Genomic DNA, 16,382 nt, shown 5'->3' on the forward strand with positions numbered 1-16,382 from the left:
CGGCCCCGCTCCAGGGTCCGGCCGGCCCCGCTCAGGCGTTGAGGTCGACGCGCATCCCGATGCCGCGCTCCTGCGCCGCGTCGAGCAGGACGGCGGCGACCGCGACATCCTGCGCGCCGATGCCGACCGAGTCGAACAGGGTGATCTCGTCGGCGCGCGACCGGCCGCGGACCCGACCCGTGAGCACTTCGCCGAGAGTGCCCACGACGTCGTCCAGGGTGACGGCGCCGTCGGACACGGCGAGGAGGAGGTCGCCCGATTTCGTCTCCGCCGTCGCGCGGTCGTCGACCCACACGGAGGCGCGGGCGAGCGCGGCACCGTCGACCTCGCGCTCGTCGGGACGCGGGCGCGCTCCGACGACGTTGAGGTGCTGACCTGCGCGAAGCCATGCGCCCTCGAGGATCGGCTCGACCGAGGGGGTGAGCGTGCAGACGACGTCGGAGGCGTCGACGGCGTCGCGGGGCGACGACGCGGCGACGATCTCGCCGTCCCAGTCGCCCGCGCGTTCGAGTTCGGCCGTGAAACGCGCCACGGTGTCGGCCGAGCGCGACCAGACGGTGAGGCGTTCGAACGGGCGCACGTTCCGCAGCGCCCGCACGTGCTCGCGTGCCAGCGCTCCGGCCCCGAGCAGGCCGAGCGACCGGCTGTCGTCGCGGGCGAGCGCGCGGGTGGCGACGGCGCTCGCCGCCGCCGTGCGCACGCGCGTCGGGACGCGACCGTGCAGCAGGGCCACGGGCGCGCCGTCGGTGCGATCGACGACGAGGATCATCGATCGCTGCGTCGGCAGGTCGCGCGCGGCGTTGTCGGGGACGTCGGCGAGGAGTTTGACCCCGGCCAGGCCCGCCGCGTCCGAGACCGCCGCCATGAGGATGAACCGGCCGGTGTCGCCCGGCGTCGCCATCGAGGTGGGGCCGGGCTGGTGCGCGCCGCCGTCGGCGATCTCCGCGAAAGCGCGTGAGACGGCGTCGAGGACGGCTTCGCGGTCGACGAGGGACTCCAGCTCGGAGGCGCCGAGCAGCAGCGTCACGCGGCCACCCCGCCGGTGAGCTCGAGCCCGTCGGCGACGACGACGCCGCGGTAGAGCACGGTCCGGTCGGGGGACCGGTCCATGACCGCCGCGGTGACGGTGTCGCCCGACACGAGCACGAGGTCGGCCGGGTCTCCGACGGCGAGCCCCGGGCGGTCGGCGGCACCGTCCAGAGCCGCCGCGCGTCCCATGACGGATCGCCCGCCCGCCGTCGCGATCGCGACGCAGTGCTCGATGTCCTCGTCGCGGCGGAAGCCGTTGGTGAAGGCGAGCTGCCAGGTGCGGTCGAGCATGTCGGTGTTGCCGTACGGCGACCAGTAGTCGCGTTGGCCGTCCTGGCCGAGGCCGAGCCGGACGCCGTACTCGGCGAGCATCAGCGTCGGGAGCGGCGTCGGCGGCGCGATCGTCGCCATCGAGATGTCGAGCTCGCGCATCTCGTCGAGGAGCGGCCGCAGCTGCGCCTCGGGCAGGCGGCCGAGGCCGTACCCGTGCGAGATGGTGACCCGGCCCTGCATCCCGGTGGCGCGCGTCCGCTCGATGATCAGCTCGGTCGAGAACTTCGCCAGCTGGTCGGGTTCGTGCAGGTGGATGTCGATGGGGGCGCCGTGCTTCTCGGCGATGCCGAAGACGATGTCGAGGTGGCGCACGGGGTCGCGGTCGAGCGCGCACGGGTCGATCCCGCCGGCGACGTCGGCACCGCGGGCCATCGCCTCGTCCAGGACGTCGGCGGACCCCTTCTCGCGCAGCAGGCCCGCCTGCGGGAACGCGATGATCTCGACGTCGCAGCGCCCGGCGTTGGCCTCCCGGGCCGCCACGACCGCGTCGAGACGTTCGTGCCGGGCGTCGACGTCGACCTGGGCGTAGGTGCGGACGGCGGTCGTGCCGCGCGCGATCGCCCGCTCGAGCGTCGTCGCGACGCGTGCCTCGATCGACGCCTCGGCCTCGCGCCAGTTGCGACGGTCGTTGAGCATCATGTTCCACACCCCGGGTGATCCCGTGTGGGGGCGGAAGGGCAGGCCGACGCGGGTCGAGTCCAGGTGGACGTGGACGTCGGCGAACGAGGGGATCAGGATGCGGTCGCGTCCGTCCACGACGTCTGCGGCGGTGGTGTCCACCGTGCCGGGGGCGGCGGTGCCGGTGATGACACCGCCGTCCACGATCACGTCGGTGGTCGCACCGCCCCAGGGGCGGACGCGGCTGAGGATGGTGCGGGTCATTCGAAGCTCGTCTCGGTGAAGTCGTAGAGGCCGTCGGCGCGGGGCGTCCACTGCAGCGACGATCCGGCGGCGAAGTTGTTGGCGGGCACGTAGAGCGGGACGAAGTAGACCTGCTCGTTGCTGTAGCCGAGGAGCTCGGCGAAGACGTCCTCGCGCTCCGCGCCCTCGACGCCGCGCTGCCGCTCGGCGAGCTCGGTCGTGGTCGGGTCGAGCGCGTAGTTGTTGTTGCCGGCCGGCTCGTAGAAGTCGGTCAGCGGCAGGTCGCCGTCGAGGGTCGAGGGCGCCCACGTGTTCAGGTAGATGCCCTGCATCTCCTTGCCGCGGACCTTCAGCGTGTGGCTCTGCTGATCGGCGCCGCGCATGTCGACGGCGATGCCGACCGTCTCGAGGTAGCCCTGGATGCTCTGGGCGACCTCGCTCGAGAGCGGGATGCGGCCGTCGGTGGCGTAGTCGAAGGGGATGGGCGTGCCGTCGTATCCGGCCTCGGCGAGCAGCGCGCGCGCCGCCTCGGGGTCGTAGCCGATCGCCTCGACGTCGTCGGAGTAGCCCTCGACGGCGGGGGCGAGCATCGCCTTCGCCGGTTCGGCGAGTCCGGCCAGCAGCGAGTCGACGATCGCCTCCGTGTCGATCGCGTGACCGATGGCCTCGCGCACGCGGACGTCCTGCAGGGGGCCGGCGGTCGAGTTCGCGCCGAGGAAGACCACGCCGTTCGACAGCGCCGAGAACACCTGCGCGTTGCCGGCCGACTCGATGCTAGACACCTGGGTCGGGCCGATCTGCGCCACGTCGAGGTCGCCCGAGAGGACGCCGCTCGCCCGCGACTCCGCCGACGAGACCGGCTGCAGCGAGATGGTCTCGATGGCGGGCGCCTCGCCCCAGTAGTCGTCGTTGCGCACGAGGTCGTACGAGACCCCCGCGGTGATGCGGTCGAAGACGTAGGGGCCCGAGCCGATCGGCTCACGGGCGTAGGCGTCGGCACCCATCTCCTGGTAGGTGTCGGCCGGCACGATGGAGATGAGCGAGGTGTTGCGGGGGAACGCCGAGAACGGCTGCTTCAGGACGAAGCGCACCGTCAGGTCGTCGACCTTCTCGACGCGGTCGACCGACGAGAGGTAGGCGTAGTTCTCACCCGTCGGGTCGCCGAGGATCGTCTCGTACGAGAACACGACGTCGTCGGCTGTGATCTCCTCGCCGTTGCTCGCCGTGACGTCGGGCTGGAGGGTGAACTCCCACTCGGTCAGGTCGGCGTTGGACGTCCACTCGGTCGCGAGCTTGGGGACCATCTCGCCGTCGGCGGTGATCTTCACGAGCTGGTCGTGCGTGTGGAAGAACACCGACAGCACCACGAGCGCGCCCGAGCGGATGGGGTCCATCGAGGTCGGATCGGTCGGCAGGGCGGCGGTGATCGAGGTCTGTGCCGAACCGGAGCCGGAGGCGGAGCCGCCGGACGGCGAATCGAACCCCCCGGCGCAGCCGGCGAGCACGAGCGCGCCGAGGGCGAGGAGAGATCCGCCGGCGAGAGCGCGCCGGGAGGTGTGTCGGGTCATGAGAGGGCCTTTCGAGGGGTCAGGTGCGGGATGGCGTCGAGGAGGGTGCGGGTATAGGGATGCTGCGGGTCGGTGAAGACGTCTTCGGTGAGGCCGTGCTCGACGATGCGACCGCTCTCCATCACGACGACCCGATCGGCGATGCCGCGGACGACGCCGAGGTCGTGCGAGACGAAGAGGTATGCGAGCCCGCGGTCGCGCTGCAGGTCGCGCAGGAGGTCGAGCACCTGGGCCTGGATCGAGACGTCGAGTGCGGAGACGGGCTCGTCGAGCAGCACGAGCGCCGGGTCGAGCGCGAGCGCGCGGGCGATCCCGACGCGCTGCCGCTGCCCGCCGGAGAGCCGGCGAGGCAGGCGATCGTCGAAGGACGGGTCGAGGCCGACACCCGCGAGGAGCTCGCGGACGCGGGCGGGGCTGTAGGAGTGCCGCACGCGCAGCGGCTCGGCGACGGATCCGGCGACGCTCACCCGTGGGTCGAGGGCCGACGACGGGTCCTGGAAGACGATCTGCGTGCGGGCGCGTTCGGCCGCGGAGCGTCCGGCGATGGCGGGGGCGGCGTTCGTGCCGGCGATCGCGATGCTGCCCGCGGTGGCGGGGGTCAGGCCGAGGATCGCGCGCAGCAGCGACGACTTGCCGCATCCGGACTCGCCGACCACGGCGAGGGTCTCGCCCGCCCGGATCTGCAGCGAGACGCCGTCGACGGCGCGCACGGTGCGCCCGCGTCGACCGGGGTACTCGACGACGAGGTCGGTGACCTCCAGCGCGATCTCCGCGGCATGGTCGGCCGCTGCGGTTGCTGCGGCCGCCGCGCGCGCGGGCGGCTCGTGCGCCGAGGGGACCGCCGCGAGCAGCATCCGCGTGTAGTCCTCGCGCGGAGCGGCGAGCACATCCGAGGTCGTGCCCCGTTCGACGACGGTGCCGGAGCGCATGACGGCGATGTCGTCGGTGTGCTCGCCCACGAGCCCGAGGTCGTGCGTGATGAGCGCGAGCGCGGATCCGGTCCGCTCCCGCACCTCGTCGAGGAGGGCCATGACCTGGGCCTGCACGGTCACGTCGAGGGCCGTCGTCGGCTCGTCGGCGATGAGCAGCAGCGGGTCGTGGGCGATCGCCATCGCGATCATCGCGCGCTGCCGCATCCCGCCCGACCACTGGTGGGGCCGGGCCGCGGCGCGCTCGGCCGCGTTCCGGACGCCGACCGACTCGAGCAGCTCGACCGCGCGGCGCCGGGCGGCGGTGCGCCCGAGGCTCGGCGCGTGGACGCGGACAGCGCTCGCGACCTGGGCGCCGACCGCGCGCAGCGGGTTGAGCGACGACATCGGGTCCTGGAAGATCATGGCCGCGACGCGCCCGCGGCTCGACCGCAGCTCGCGGTCGCCGAGCGCCGTGACGTCGCGCCCGTCGAGGATGATGCGCCCGCTCGTCACCCGCACGCCCTCGGGCAGCAGCCCCATGGTCGCGAGCATCGTGAGGCTCTTGCCCGACCCGGACTCGCCCACGATCCCGAGCGCGCGGCCCCGTGCGATGTCGAGCGAGACGCCGGTCACGAGCGGTCGCGGGCCGCTGGGGGTGACGGCCTCGAGCGACAGGTCCTCGACGGTCAGAACCGATGCGGTCATCGCCGGCCTCCCTTGCGCAGCAGGGCGCCGCGCGCCTCCGCGGTGAACTGCTGACTGACGAACTGGGCCCCCGCGACCGCGAGGAACATGACGAGGCCGGGCAGGATGACCAGCCACGGATCGGTCGAGAGGTACTTCTGGCCGTCGAAGATCATCGCGCCCCAGCTCGGCGTGGGCGGCTGCACGCCCAGGCCGAGGTACTCGAGGGAAGCCTCGATGAGGACGATGGTGGCGATGTCGGTCGCCGCGATGATGAGGGTGTGGGGCCAGACGTTGGGCACGACGTGGCGGGTGATGGTCCAGAACGTGTCGGCGCCCTGCGTGAGCGGCGCGACCACGAAGTCCTGGCGCCGCAGCGCCGCCGTGATGTTGCGCGTCACACGGGCGTACCCGACCCACCAGGTGCAGCCGACGACGAGGATCGTCAGGCCGGCGCTCGGCGAGACGACGGCGCAGATGGCGATGAGCAACAGGACCACGGGCATCGCCAGGACGGTGTTCGACAGGACGGAGAGCCCGGCCTCGATCTTGCCCCCGAAGTAGCCGGACACGATTCCGGCCGTCGTCCCGATGAGCGCGTTGAGGGCGACGATGGCGAGCGTGATGCCGAGCGTCACCGACGACGCGAGCGCCACCCGGCTGAACAGGTCGCGGCCGAGCGGGTCGGTGCCGAGCGGATGCGCCGGGTCGGTGAACGGCGGCAGCAGTGCGCGGGAGAGGTCCTGCCCCATCGGATCGAAGCCGGGCAGGATCGGGCGCAGCGCCGAGAGGGCGACGACGAGCCCGATCATGACGAACCCGACCACGGCGGAGGGACGCAGCCGCAGGCGCGGCGCGCGGAGACCGGCCGCGGGTGACGCTGCGACGGGCGCGGGAGCGACGGGCGTGAGTGTCATGAGTGAGCCGTCCGGGTGTCGATGCGGGAGACGAGGATGTCGACCATGGTGTTCACGAGCACGAACATCAGGGCCACGAAGAGCAGGCCGGCCTGCACGATCGGGAAGTCTCGCTGGCTGACCGCGTCGGTCAGGAGGCTGCCGAGGCCGGGCCAGGCGAACACGACCTCGACGACGACCGTGCCGCCGAGAAGCCCGCCGAGGTTCAGGCCCGCCATCCCGAGGACGGGCGCCAGGGCGTTCGGCAGCATCTGCGTGAGCAGGATGCTGACCCGGCTGTGTCCCTGGGCGAACGCGGTGCGCACGTAGTCCTGCTCGGCCTGCTCGCTGAGCGCGGCGTCGAGGAGGCGCAGGTACATCACGAACTGGCCGGTCGCGAGGGTGATGACGGGAAGCACCAGGCTGGCCGGGCTCGTCCGGCCCAGCGAGGGGAGGAGCCCGAGCAGCACCGAGAAGACCAGGACGAGGAGCAGCGCGAAGAAGAAGTCGGGCACCGACTGGCGCACCGCGCCACTCCACCCGACGACCGCGCGCAACAGGCGGCTGCCGGTCAGCTGGATGGCGAGCGCCGCGACGAGCGCGAGGGCGAAACCGGCGATGAACGCCCAGAACGCGAGCTCGATGGTCGCGGGGACGCGCTCGAGGACGAGGCCCAGGGCGGATTCGTGGCGACGGTACGAGTCGCCGAAGTCGCCCACGAAGAGGCCGCCGAGGTAGTCGAGGTACTGCACGATCACCGGCCGGTCGAAACCGAGGCCGGCGTTGAGTGCGTCGACGTCGGCCGCTGAGGCGTTGTCGGGCAGGAGCAGCGCCCCGGGCGCCCCGGTCAGACGACCGAGGACGAAGCCCACGGTCACCACCAGGAAGATCGTGGCGACGGCGAGGCCGAGGCGGCGGAGGAGGAAGGGGAGCACGAGCAGGACGCTATGGCACGTCGGCTCGCGGATCGGCCCGCGTAACGAACACGCAACACAACTCTTACGCTTGCGTCACTTTGGCGTACCGAATGGCCGTTTGGGGCCGTGAAATCGACTTCAAGACGTTATTCGGAATACCAAACGGGGATTCTCGCTCCGCCCGTCCGACCTGTCAGGATGGTCGGGTGGACGACGAGACGGATGCTGCCGGACGGCGCATCGCGCACGCCCTCCGCGAGCGGATCATCACGGGTGACATCGCGATGGGCGACAAGCTCGGTGAGCGCGATGTCGCCCTGCAGCTCGGGGTGTCGCGGGTGCCCGTGCGTGAAGCGCTCCAACTGCTCGAGTCCGAGGGGTTCGTGTCGTCCTCCCATCGCCGAGCCGCGATCGTGCACACGTTCACTCTCGACGACGCGGTCGAGCTCTTCGACATGCGGATGCAGCTCGAGCCCTTCGCGGCTTCGCTCGCCGCTCGGAGCGCCGCCGCCGGCGCCGACACGACCCATCTGGTCGCTGCGCTCGAGGTCGCTCATGTCGCGCACGACGAGGACGCACCGGCGTCGACCCGCAACTCCGATCTGCACGAGGAGATCTTCGCGCTCGCCGGACACCGGCTGCTGCTGCGGATGAGCGGACAGCTGACGGGCCGCACGCGGTGGCTGTTCCGACTCACGCCGGAGCGGGACACGGAGCGCCGGTGGGACGAGCACGACGAGATCGTCGAGGCCATCCTGGGCGGGCACGCGGACCTCGCGTTCGCGCTCGCTGCCGCCCACGTCGAGCGGGGGCGAGTCGAGTCGATGCCCCGCCTGGCGGAGCGGCTTCCGGCCGAACCGGTGCGACGCCGCCGGCGCCGTGCTGCGACGCGCTGACCGCGGATCCGCGGTCAGGCGAGCGGCTTGCGCAGGAAGATCTGGAAGGTGCCGTCGCCCTGGGGGATCCGCTCGGACTCGACGTACCCCTCACGTTCGTACAGGCGCAGGTTCGCTTCGCTGAGCGAGCCGGTGAACAGTTCGGCCTGCCGTGCCCCGGCTTCGCGGCCCCGCTCCTCGACCGCGGCGAGGAGCGCCGTGCCGAGGCCGGATCCCTGCTGGTCGGGGGCGATCGCGATGCGGCCGATCAGCAGCAGTTCACCGTCGAGGCGCGCGCGAGCGGCTCCGACGATGCGGCCGTCGTCGATCGCGACGCAGCCGAGGTTCTCCTGCAGCTCCGCACGCAGCTCGTCGAGGGTCTGCGTGAGCGGCGGCATGTCGGCGGCGTCGTAGATGAGCGCCTCCGACACGAACGCGGCGCGCTGGAGGGTCAGCACCTCGCCCGCGTCGGTCGGCTCGATGGGTCGGATGTCGCGGTCGTCGGCGCCGTCAGCGTCGGCCGACATCAGGCGGCCGTCTCGGGGTCGATGATGCCGTGGCGGACGAAAGCGTTCCAGATGCCGTCGTCGAGCACACCGGTGGTGACCTCACCGGCGATCCGCTGCAGCTTCGGGTCGGCCTCGGCCATCGCGATCGCGGTGCCGCAGACCTCGAACATCTCGACGTCGTTCCAGCTGTCGCCGATGCCGACGGCATCCGCCGCATCGCGGCCGAGGTGCGTCAGCATCGCCTCGATGCCGGTGCCCTTGTTGGTGCCGCGCATGCCGACCTCGCCGTTCGATCCCGCCGGAAGGGGCATGCTGCCCGGGATGACGTGGAACTCGTCGCCGAGCGCCTGCTGGGTCTTCTCGACGGCGTCGGGATCGGCGCTGACGAAGACCGCCTTCGCGATGTGATCGAGATCGGCCTCCTCGACCGGAGCGAAGCGCGGCGCCGCCACGACATCCTCGGCGAGGGCGACGGTGGAGAGGTCGTCGGCGTGGCGGCGGCGACGCTCGCTGATGAAGTCGGCGATGAACGACCGGACGCCCTCGCTCGCGTACACCCCGTCGTGCGACTGGATGAAGTACCGCGTGCCCTGCTCGTCGAAGTAGGCCATGACCCGCTCGACGGCGGCGCGGGGCATCAGCTCCGCCAGCACCGTCTCGTCGCCGGAGACCGCGAGGGCGCCGCCGTTGGAGATCGCGCCGTCGAAGCCGATGTCGAGGACGCGAGGGTTGATGTCGCCGGCGGCGCGTCCCGTGCAGAGGTAGACGAGATGCCCGCGTTCGCGGGCGGCGCGAACCGCTGCGACCGTCGAGGGGGCGATCGTCTCGCCGTGCGCGAGGATGGTGCCGTCGACGTCCAGGAAGATGATGCGAGATTCCGACGTCACCCCTCCAGCGTAATGCGAGGCGCTCACAGCAGGCCGTGCCGGGCGAAGGCGTTGTGGATGCCGTGGTCGTCGATCGCGGTGGTGACCTCGTCGGCGAGGGCCTGGACCTCGGGCGCGGCATTGCCCATCGCGATCGCGGTGCCGCAGACCTCGAACATCTCGGCGTCGTTCCCGTTGTCGCCGACGCCGATCGCGTCGGCCGGGTCGATCCCCAGGTGGGCGAGCACCTCGAGGATCGCGGCGCCCTTGTTCACCCCGCGCGGCGCCACTTCGCCCGAGCTGCCCTCGGGGAGCGGGATGGTGCCCGAGACGACGGCGAAGTCGGGGGCGAGCTGCTCGAGCAGGTCGGCGACGGCATCCGCATCCTGTCCGAGGATGACGGCCTTGGCGACCTCGGCGTCGGAGAAATGGACCTCGTCGTCGAAGGTCTTCATCCCGACGCTGAAGAACTCGAGCGCGTCGGGATCGACCCCGGCGGCCCGCGCCTCGTCGGCGTGGCGGGCGCGGTCGCGCTCGAGCCGGTCCGCGAGCAGGGCCGGCAGGCCCGGGCTCGCGAACATGCGGTCGAACGACTGGTAATACCAATGGATGCCGCGGGCCTCGAACGCCGCACTGAGCCGCGCGACCTCGTCGGCGGTCATGAGCCGCGACACGATCAGCTCGTCGCCGACCGCCGCGAACGCGCCGCCGTTGGTGACGGCGCCGTCGAACCCGATGTCGAGGATGCGGCCGCGCAGCTCGGCCATGCCGCGTCCGGTGCTCAGCAGGACGAGGTGCCCGTTCTCGCGGGCACGGCGGACGGCGGTGACGGCGGAGTCGGGAAGATGGGTGCCGTCCTGCAGCAGGGTGCCGTCGACGTCGAGGAAGACGGCGCGGCGGCGGAAGTCGGACGAGGTCATGCGATCCCCTCTCGGATGCGGAGAAAGGGCGCGGTCGCGGGCCAGAAGGAGGGCCCCGCGACCGCGCCCGGTCGGGTCGGCGTCTCAGCGGGTGAGGGAGGCGCCGTTCGTGCGGATGACCTCGGCGTACCAGCCGAACGACTTCTTCTCGTAGCGCTCGAGCGTGCCCGAGCCGTCGTCGTTGCGGTCGACGTAGATGAAGCCGTATCGCTTGCTCAGCTGCGCGGTCGAGGCGCTGACGAGGTCGATGCAGCCCCATGAGGTGTAGCCGAGCACCTCGACGCCGTCGGCGATCGCCTCGCCGACCTGCACGAGGTGGTCGTTGAGATAGGCGATGCGGTAGTCGTCGACGACCGTCTTGACGCCGTCGACCTCGACGAGCTGGTCCTTCGCGCCGAGGCCGTTCTCGACGATGAACAGCGGCTTCTGCCAGCGGTCCCAGAACTGGTTGAGCACGAGGCGCAGGCCGACGGGATCGATCTGCCAGCCCCACTCGCTCGCCTCGAGGGTCGGGTTCGGAACCCCGCCCATGATGTTGCCCTCGCCGGTGACCTTCTTCGCCGGGTCGGCGGTCGCGGCGACCGACATGTAGTAGCTGAACGACACGAAGTCGACGGTGTTCGTGAGGTCGTCGCGATCCTCATCGGTGATGTCGAGCTCGATGCCCTTCTCGGCGAGCGTGCGCAGGAAGTACCCGGGGTAGGCGCCGCGTGTGTGGACGTCGCCGTAGACGAGGTTCGAGTGATCGAACGACATGACCTCGAGCGCGTCGGCGGGCGAGGGCGAGAGCGGGTACACGGGCATCGAGAGCACCATGCAGCCGATCTGGGCGCTCGGGGCGACCTCACGAGCGATGCGCGTCGCGCGGGAGGATGCCACGAGCTCGTGGTGCATCGCCTGGTACAGCTGCTGCTCGGTCAGCTCGTCCTTCGGGGTGTTGATGCCGCCCGACATGAAGGGGGCGTGCAGCAGCGAGTTGATCTCGTTGAAGGTCAGCCAGTACTTCACCCGTGCGCCATAGCGCTCGAAGAGCGTGCGCGCGTAGTTCTCGTAGAAGCCGATGAGACGGCGGTCGGTCCATCCGTCGTAGGTCTCGGCGAGGTGGAGCGGCGTCTCGTAGTGCGAGATCGTGACGAGCGGCTCGATGCCGTGCTTCTCGAGCTCGTCGAGCACGCGGTCGTAGAAGGCGAGGCCTTCCTCGTTCGGCTCGGTCTCGTCGCCCTTCGGGAAGATGCGGCTCCAGGCGATCGAGAAGCGGAACGTCTTGAAGCCCATCTTGGCGAAGAGGGCGATGTCCTCGGCGTAGCGGTGGTAGAAGTCGATGCCCACGAGCTTGAGGTTGTCGGGGGTCGGCTCGTCGGTGCGGGCGCCGACGATGCCGCGGGGCATGACGTCCTGCACCGAGAGCCCCTTGCCGCCTTCGTCGTAGGCGCCCTCGAGCTGGTTGGCGGCGGTCGCGCCGCCCCAGAGGAATCCGTCGGGGAAGGTGGTGGTGCTCATGGCTCTCTCTCGTTTCGTGTCGCTCGTCCCGATGGTGACGGGACGGTGTATCGCTGGTCCCGCGGGTGGCGGGACGGGTGGGGGAGGGGGCGCGGTCGGGTCCGCACCCCCTCCGTTCGGGGTGGGGCGGTCAGCTCGCGAGCGCGGACTCGACCGAGACCGCCGTGAACAGCGGCTCGCCGTGCGCGATCGGGCCGGCGGCCTGGCCGGTCAGGGCCGGGTACAGCTCGCCGTTGGTGACGATGACCGGCGTGGTGAGGTCGTAGCCGGCACGCTCGATCGCGTCGCCGTCGAACTCGACGAGCAGATCGCCGGCCTTGACCTCCTGGCCGGTGGTGACCTTGACGTCGAAGTGCGCGCCGGCGAGCTTGACCGTGTCGATGCCGATGTGGATGAGCAGCTCGGCGCCGTCCGCGTGGCGCAGGCCGATCGCGTGACCGGTGGGGAACGCGGCCGCGACGGTCGCGTCGAACGGGGCGTAGACCGCGCCGGAACGCGGCTTGATCGCGACACCGTCGCCGAGGCTGCCCTCGGCGAAAGCGGCGTCGGGGGTCTCGCTCAGCGGCACGACGGTGCCGTCGACGGGGCTCAGCACGACGACGTCGTTGCCGGATGCCGCGGGGGCGGCTGCCGGCGCGGCATCCTCCTCGGGCTCCGTGAATCCGATGATGGCGGTGAGCAGGAACGGGATGACGATCGCGGCGGCCAGGCCGATGATGAGCATGACCATGTTGCCGTTGCCGAACAGCGCCGGAAGCGCGAGGCCCGACGGAACGACGAACGCGGTCGAGAAGACGCCGCCCATCGCGATGATCGCGCCACCGACGACACCGCCCACGATGCCGAAGGCGAACGGGCGCTTGAGCGGCAGGTTGATGCCGTAGATGGCGGGCTCGGTGATGCCGGCGAGGAAGCCCGAGAGCGTCGCGGGGGCTGCGAGCGACTTGAGGTTCTTGTTGCGTGCGCGCACCCAGACACCGGCGACGGCAGCGGCCTGCGCGAGGACGGCTGCGAACACGGGGCCGATGAGCAGGATCTGACCGGTGGTCTGGTACTCCAGCGTGAACAGCGGCACGAGACCCCAGTGCAGACCGAAGATGACGAAGACCTGCCAGAAACCGCCCATGATGGCGCCGCCGGCCCACGGCGCGTTCTCGAAGACCCAGCCGATGCCGTTGCCGAGCGCGCCGCTGAGGATCGCGGAGATCGGACCGATGACGACGAAGACGATCGGGACGGCGATCAGGACGACGATCATCGGGGTGACGAAGCGGCGCACCGCGCCCGGGAGCTTCGCGTAGAGGAACTTCTCGGCGTGGCTCTGCAGCCAGACGATCACGATGATCGGGATGACGCTCGAGACGTAGGTGACCATCGTGAAGGGGATGCCGAAGAAGGTCAGGCCCTCGACCCCGACGAGCGGGGTGATGGTCGGATAGAGGAGCGCCGCGGCGATCGCGAAGGCGGTGAACTCGTTCGCCTTGAAGTAGCGCGCCGCGGTGAAGGCGAGCGCCATCGGCAGGAAGTTGATGAGACCGTCAGACAGGGCGTTCAGCACCGCGTAGGTCGAGTTGTCGGTGCCGATCCACCCGAAGGTGACCGCGGCTGCGAGGAACGCCTTGAGCAGACCGGTGCCCGCCAGGGCCCACAGCAACGGCGTGAAGATCGCCGAGATCATCGAGATGAAGCGGTTGAAGAGATTGCCCTTCGGGCCCTCGGATGCCGCGGCGTCGGCGCCGGCGCCGAACTTCGAGATCTTGCCGATCTCGGCGAACACGTCGGGGACGTCGTTGCCGATGACGACCTGGTACTGACCGCCGGCCTGGGCGACGGTGACGACACCGGGCACGGCCTTGACGGCGGCGGTGTTCGCCTTCGACTCGTCCTTCAGCACGAAACGCAGACGCGTCGCGCAGTGGACGAGGGAGTTCACGTTCTCCTCGCCGCCGACGCCCTCCAGGACGCCGGCCGCGGTCTTCGAGTAATCCATCGGGACTGCTCGCTTTCTGCCGCAGCATCGCGGCACTCGGGTGGAGGAGGCCCCCGCATCCTGTTTCCGGGCAACAAAAAAACCTGAACTCGTTCACCGCCGTTCAAAGCGATGTGAGTTCAGGTTTTGCCCGCTGCCGCGGTAACAATCCGGAGACTTCCGCAGGGCAGCGACGCCCTGCGAGGGTCACGGTACCACGGGTGGCGGGTCTCCGCCAGCGGCGTTTGCTCCGACCTGTGTCGCGAGGCGCTCGACGTGGACGATGACGTAGAGCAGCTCCTCGTCGGTCAGCTCCGACTCGGTCGCGGCGCGCACGTACGCCTTGACCTCCTCCGCGATCGCGTACGAGCGCGGGTAGCTGTGCTTGGCGAACTCGAAGAACGACGTGTCGGCGCTGCGCAGCATGGTCTTCGAGACCAGGCGCTGCAGCAGGAACTGGATGTGCAGGATGAAGCGGGCGTAGTCGGGACTGTCGGTGTCGAGCTTGACGCCGAGGCCGTTCTCGACCGTCATGACGACGTGCTGCAGCCGGCGGAACAGCAGCGCCGCTGTGCCGTTCGGCTCGTCGCGGGTCGCGTTGAGCAGGTGCATCGTGAGGAACACCGACTCTTCGGCGGGCAGCTCACGGTCGAGCGACTCGGAGATCGCCGTGGCCATGCGCTGCGCGGCGGAGAACTCGTGCGGGTGCAGCACGCGCAGCTCTGGCATGTTCGTGGCCGGGATGCGGATGCCGTTGTCGAGGCGTTCGAGCACGAACTGGATGTGATCGATGACCGCCATCGTGAAGAACCGGTCGAGGTGGTGGCCGAGGCGGCGCTCGGCCTCGTCGACGGCCCGGGTCACGGCTTCGACGACCGGGTAGGGCACATCCGTGAGGAGCTGGCGCTCACGGTCGCCGGCATCCCCGGCGTCGAGGATGAAGGTCTTCTCGACCTTGTCGGGGTCGAGGGTGTCGGACGGCTTGAGCTGGAACCCGAGTCCCCGTCCCATGAGCACGCGCTCACGGCCGTGCTCGTCGACGGTGATCACGACGTTGTTGTTCAGCACCTTGTGCACGACGGTGCCGCGCGGGGGCGGGGCGACGTCGTCGAGGTCCATGGCTGAAGTCTAGAGCGGAGGCGATGGGGGCCGCCGGGCGCAGCGAGGACCGGCAGCCAGCCTTCCTGCAGGCGGCGCCGGTACCCTGGATCATATGACCGATTCAGATCCCGCGCGCGAGACCGCGTCGTCCGTGCGCGAGACCGCGTCGCCCGTGCGCTCCACCAAGCCGCGCCAGGTGCGTCCGGCGACCGAGGGGTGGTCGCAGCAGAAGGACGAGTCGGGTCGCCCCCTCCTGCAGTTCGCGAGCCCCAAGCGCGGCAAGCCGCCGGTGCACCTCGCCGATCTCACACCCGAGCAGCGCGTCGAGAAGGTGAAGGAGCTGGGCATGCCCGGTTTCCGTGCCAAGCAGCTCGAGAAGCACTACTTCCGCCACTTCACCTCGGATGCCGCCGAGATGACCGACCTGCCCGCCGCGGGCCGCGACGAGCTCGTCGCGGGTCTGCTGCCGCCGCTCCTGACCGAAGTTCGACGGCTCGAGACCGATCGCGGCGACACGATCAAGTTCCTGTGGAAGCTCCATGACGGAGCCCTCGTCGAGTCGGTGCTCATGCGCTACACCGGCCGCATCACGCTGTGCGTGTCGAGCCAGGCCGGCTGCGGCATGAACTGCCCGTTCTGCGCCACGGGCCAAGCGGGCCTGACCCGCAACATGTCGGCCGCCGAGATCATCGAGCAGGTCGTCCGCGCCAACCGGCTCATCGCCGACGGCGGCCTGGGCGATCCCCGCAAGGTGGGTCACGAAGGCGAACGCGTCACGAACATCGTCTTCATGGGCATGGGCGAGCCGCTCGCGAACTACGCCCGCGTCATGCAGGCCGTACGCACCATGGTCGATAAGGACCACGGCATCGGGATGAGCGCGCGCGGCATCACGGTGTCGACGGTGGGCCTCGTGCCGGCGATCCAGAAGCTGACGAAGGAGGACATCCCCGTCACCTTCGCGCTCTCGCTGCACGCCCCGGACGACCAGCTGCGCGACGAGCTCATCCCCGTCAACTCACGCTGGAAGGTCGACGAGGCGCTCGACGCCGCCAAGGCCTACTTCGACCAGACGGGTCGGCGGGTGTCGATCGAGTACGCCCTCATCAAGGACATGAACGATCACGCGTGGCGCGCGGACCTGCTCGCCGAGAAGCTGAACGCGCGCGGTCGCGGCTGGGTGCACGTCAACCCCATCCCCCTGAACCCGACGCCCGGTTCGATCTGGACGTCCTCCGAGCCCGAGGTGCAGGACGAGTTCGTGCGTCGGCTGAACGAGGCCGGCATCCCGACGACCCTCCGCGACACCCGCGGCAAAGAGATCGACGGGGCCTGCGGTCAGCTCGTGGCGACCGAGGACGACCAGCGCGCGGCCGACACCGTTCCTGCGGGTTGAGGTCATAAGACGCAACTCCGGCCCGTCCGCGCTCGCCGCGAGGTAGC

Annotated in this window: 14 protein-coding genes; 2 read left to right on the top strand and 12 right to left on the bottom strand. The window is 70.6% G+C overall.

Translation table 11 applies throughout. The annotated features are described in order from the left end of the window. Positions 1-31: 31 nt before the first annotated feature. Genes AA0Y20_RS05095 through AA0Y20_RS05120 form a run of 6 tightly spaced genes read right to left on the bottom strand, consistent with a single transcriptional unit; the run spans position 32 to position 7,217 of the window. Positions 32-1,027, bottom strand: coding sequence for an ornithine cyclodeaminase family protein (locus tag AA0Y20_RS05095; RefSeq protein ID WP_412937845.1), 996 nt, complete (start codon positions 1,025-1,027; stop codon positions 32-34). Beyond that, positions 1,024-2,244, bottom strand: a complete 1,221-nt coding sequence (locus AA0Y20_RS05100; protein WP_412937847.1) for an amidohydrolase family protein — start codon at positions 2,242-2,244, stop codon at positions 1,024-1,026. Before AA0Y20_RS05100 ends, AA0Y20_RS05095 begins: the two co-directional genes overlap by 4 nt. After that, complete coding sequence (locus AA0Y20_RS05105; RefSeq protein ID WP_412937849.1) at positions 2,241-3,791, bottom strand: ABC transporter substrate-binding protein; 1,551 nt, start codon at positions 3,789-3,791, stop codon at positions 2,241-2,243. The genes AA0Y20_RS05100 and AA0Y20_RS05105 overlap by 4 nt, the downstream gene beginning before the upstream one ends. Beyond that, positions 3,788-5,407: a dipeptide ABC transporter ATP-binding protein gene (locus AA0Y20_RS05110; protein ID WP_412937851.1), complete on the bottom strand. Its 1,620-nt coding sequence runs from the start codon at positions 5,405-5,407 to the stop codon at positions 3,788-3,790. Before AA0Y20_RS05110 ends, AA0Y20_RS05105 begins: the two co-directional genes overlap by 4 nt. Beyond that, positions 5,404-6,303 carry an ABC transporter permease gene (locus AA0Y20_RS05115; RefSeq protein WP_412937853.1) on the bottom strand — a complete coding sequence of 300 codons (900 nt, stop codon included), beginning with the start codon at positions 6,301-6,303 and terminating at the stop codon, positions 5,404-5,406. Before AA0Y20_RS05115 ends, AA0Y20_RS05110 begins: the two co-directional genes overlap by 4 nt. Continuing rightward, entirely contained in the window at positions 6,300-7,217 is a 918-nt protein-coding gene (locus AA0Y20_RS05120) for an ABC transporter permease (protein ID WP_412937855.1), read from the bottom strand. Before AA0Y20_RS05120 ends, AA0Y20_RS05115 begins: the two co-directional genes overlap by 4 nt. A gap of 188 nt (positions 7,218-7,405) precedes the next feature. On the opposite strand from AA0Y20_RS05120, the gene AA0Y20_RS05125 reads away from it, so the two are divergent. Then, positions 7,406-8,095, top strand: coding sequence for a GntR family transcriptional regulator (locus AA0Y20_RS05125; RefSeq protein ID WP_412937856.1), 690 nt, complete (start codon positions 7,406-7,408; stop codon positions 8,093-8,095). A gap of 14 nt (positions 8,096-8,109) precedes the next feature. Here the strand turns inward: AA0Y20_RS05125 and AA0Y20_RS05130 are convergent, their stop codons facing one another. From AA0Y20_RS05130 to AA0Y20_RS05155, 6 genes are all read right to left on the bottom strand, one after another. Beyond that, positions 8,110-8,601 (bottom strand): GNAT family N-acetyltransferase, encoded by a 492-nt coding sequence (locus AA0Y20_RS05130; protein WP_412937858.1) that lies wholly within the window; start codon positions 8,599-8,601, stop codon positions 8,110-8,112. Then, entirely contained in the window at positions 8,601-9,470 is an 870-nt protein-coding gene (locus AA0Y20_RS05135; RefSeq protein ID WP_412937859.1) for a Cof-type HAD-IIB family hydrolase, read from the bottom strand. Before AA0Y20_RS05135 ends, AA0Y20_RS05130 begins: the two co-directional genes overlap by 1 nt. A gap of 23 nt (positions 9,471-9,493) precedes the next feature. Further along, complete coding sequence (locus AA0Y20_RS05140) at positions 9,494-10,369, bottom strand: Cof-type HAD-IIB family hydrolase (RefSeq protein ID WP_412937860.1); 876 nt, start codon at positions 10,367-10,369, stop codon at positions 9,494-9,496. An 84-nt stretch (positions 10,370-10,453) separates the two neighbouring features. Next, a complete protein-coding gene (locus AA0Y20_RS05145; RefSeq protein ID WP_412937861.1) occupies positions 10,454-11,869 on the bottom strand; it encodes a glycoside hydrolase family 1 protein in 1,416 nt (471 codons plus the stop codon). 130 nt (positions 11,870-11,999) lie between these two features. Further along, on the bottom strand, positions 12,000-13,859 hold the full coding sequence (locus AA0Y20_RS05150) for a beta-glucoside-specific PTS transporter subunit IIABC (protein WP_412937863.1): 1,860 nt from the start codon (positions 13,857-13,859) through the stop codon (positions 12,000-12,002). A 186-nt stretch (positions 13,860-14,045) separates the two neighbouring features. Next, on the bottom strand, positions 14,046-14,957 hold the full coding sequence (locus tag AA0Y20_RS05155) for a PRD domain-containing protein (RefSeq protein ID WP_412937865.1): 912 nt from the start codon (positions 14,955-14,957) through the stop codon (positions 14,046-14,048). A gap of 94 nt (positions 14,958-15,051) precedes the next feature. Here AA0Y20_RS05155 and rlmN point away from each other — a divergent pair, with 94 nt between their 5' ends. Continuing rightward, on the top strand, positions 15,052-16,335 hold the full coding sequence (rlmN, locus tag AA0Y20_RS05160) for a 23S rRNA (adenine(2503)-C(2))-methyltransferase RlmN (RefSeq protein ID WP_412937866.1): 1,284 nt from the start codon (positions 15,052-15,054) through the stop codon (positions 16,333-16,335). Positions 16,336-16,382 lie beyond the last annotated feature (47 nt).

Origin of the sequence: Microbacterium pratiae (assembly GCF_047302165.1) — a bacterium.
GTDB lineage: Bacteria > Actinomycetota > Actinomycetes > Actinomycetales > Microbacteriaceae > Microbacterium.

What these genes read in the sequence shown, in the direction of transcription:
- AA0Y20_RS05100 (WP_412937847.1), bottom strand. Translation starts at nt 2,244, where the DNA reads ATGACCCGCACCATCCTCAGCCGCGTCCGCCCCTGGGGCGGTGCGACC.
- rlmN (WP_412937866.1), top strand. Translation starts at nt 15,052, where the DNA reads ATGACCGATTCAGATCCCGCGCGCGAGACCGCGTCGTCCGTGCGCGAG.
- AA0Y20_RS05145 (WP_412937861.1), bottom strand. Translation starts at nt 11,869, where the DNA reads ATGAGCACCACCACCTTCCCCGACGGATTCCTCTGGGGCGGCGCGACC.
- AA0Y20_RS05155 (WP_412937865.1), bottom strand. Translation starts at nt 14,957, where the DNA reads ATGGACCTCGACGACGTCGCCCCGCCCCCGCGCGGCACCGTCGTGCAC.
- AA0Y20_RS05130 (WP_412937858.1), bottom strand. Translation starts at nt 8,601, where the DNA reads ATGTCGGCCGACGCTGACGGCGCCGACGACCGCGACATCCGACCCATC.
- AA0Y20_RS05140 (WP_412937860.1), bottom strand. Translation starts at nt 10,369, where the DNA reads ATGACCTCGTCCGACTTCCGCCGCCGCGCCGTCTTCCTCGACGTCGAC.
- AA0Y20_RS05105 (WP_412937849.1), bottom strand. Translation starts at nt 3,791, where the DNA reads ATGACCCGACACACCTCCCGGCGCGCTCTCGCCGGCGGATCTCTCCTC.
- AA0Y20_RS05115 (WP_412937853.1), bottom strand. Translation starts at nt 6,303, where the DNA reads ATGACACTCACGCCCGTCGCTCCCGCGCCCGTCGCAGCGTCACCCGCG.
- AA0Y20_RS05150 (WP_412937863.1), bottom strand. Translation starts at nt 13,859, where the DNA reads ATGGATTACTCGAAGACCGCGGCCGGCGTCCTGGAGGGCGTCGGCGGC.
- AA0Y20_RS05110 (WP_412937851.1), bottom strand. Translation starts at nt 5,407, where the DNA reads ATGACCGCATCGGTTCTGACCGTCGAGGACCTGTCGCTCGAGGCCGTC.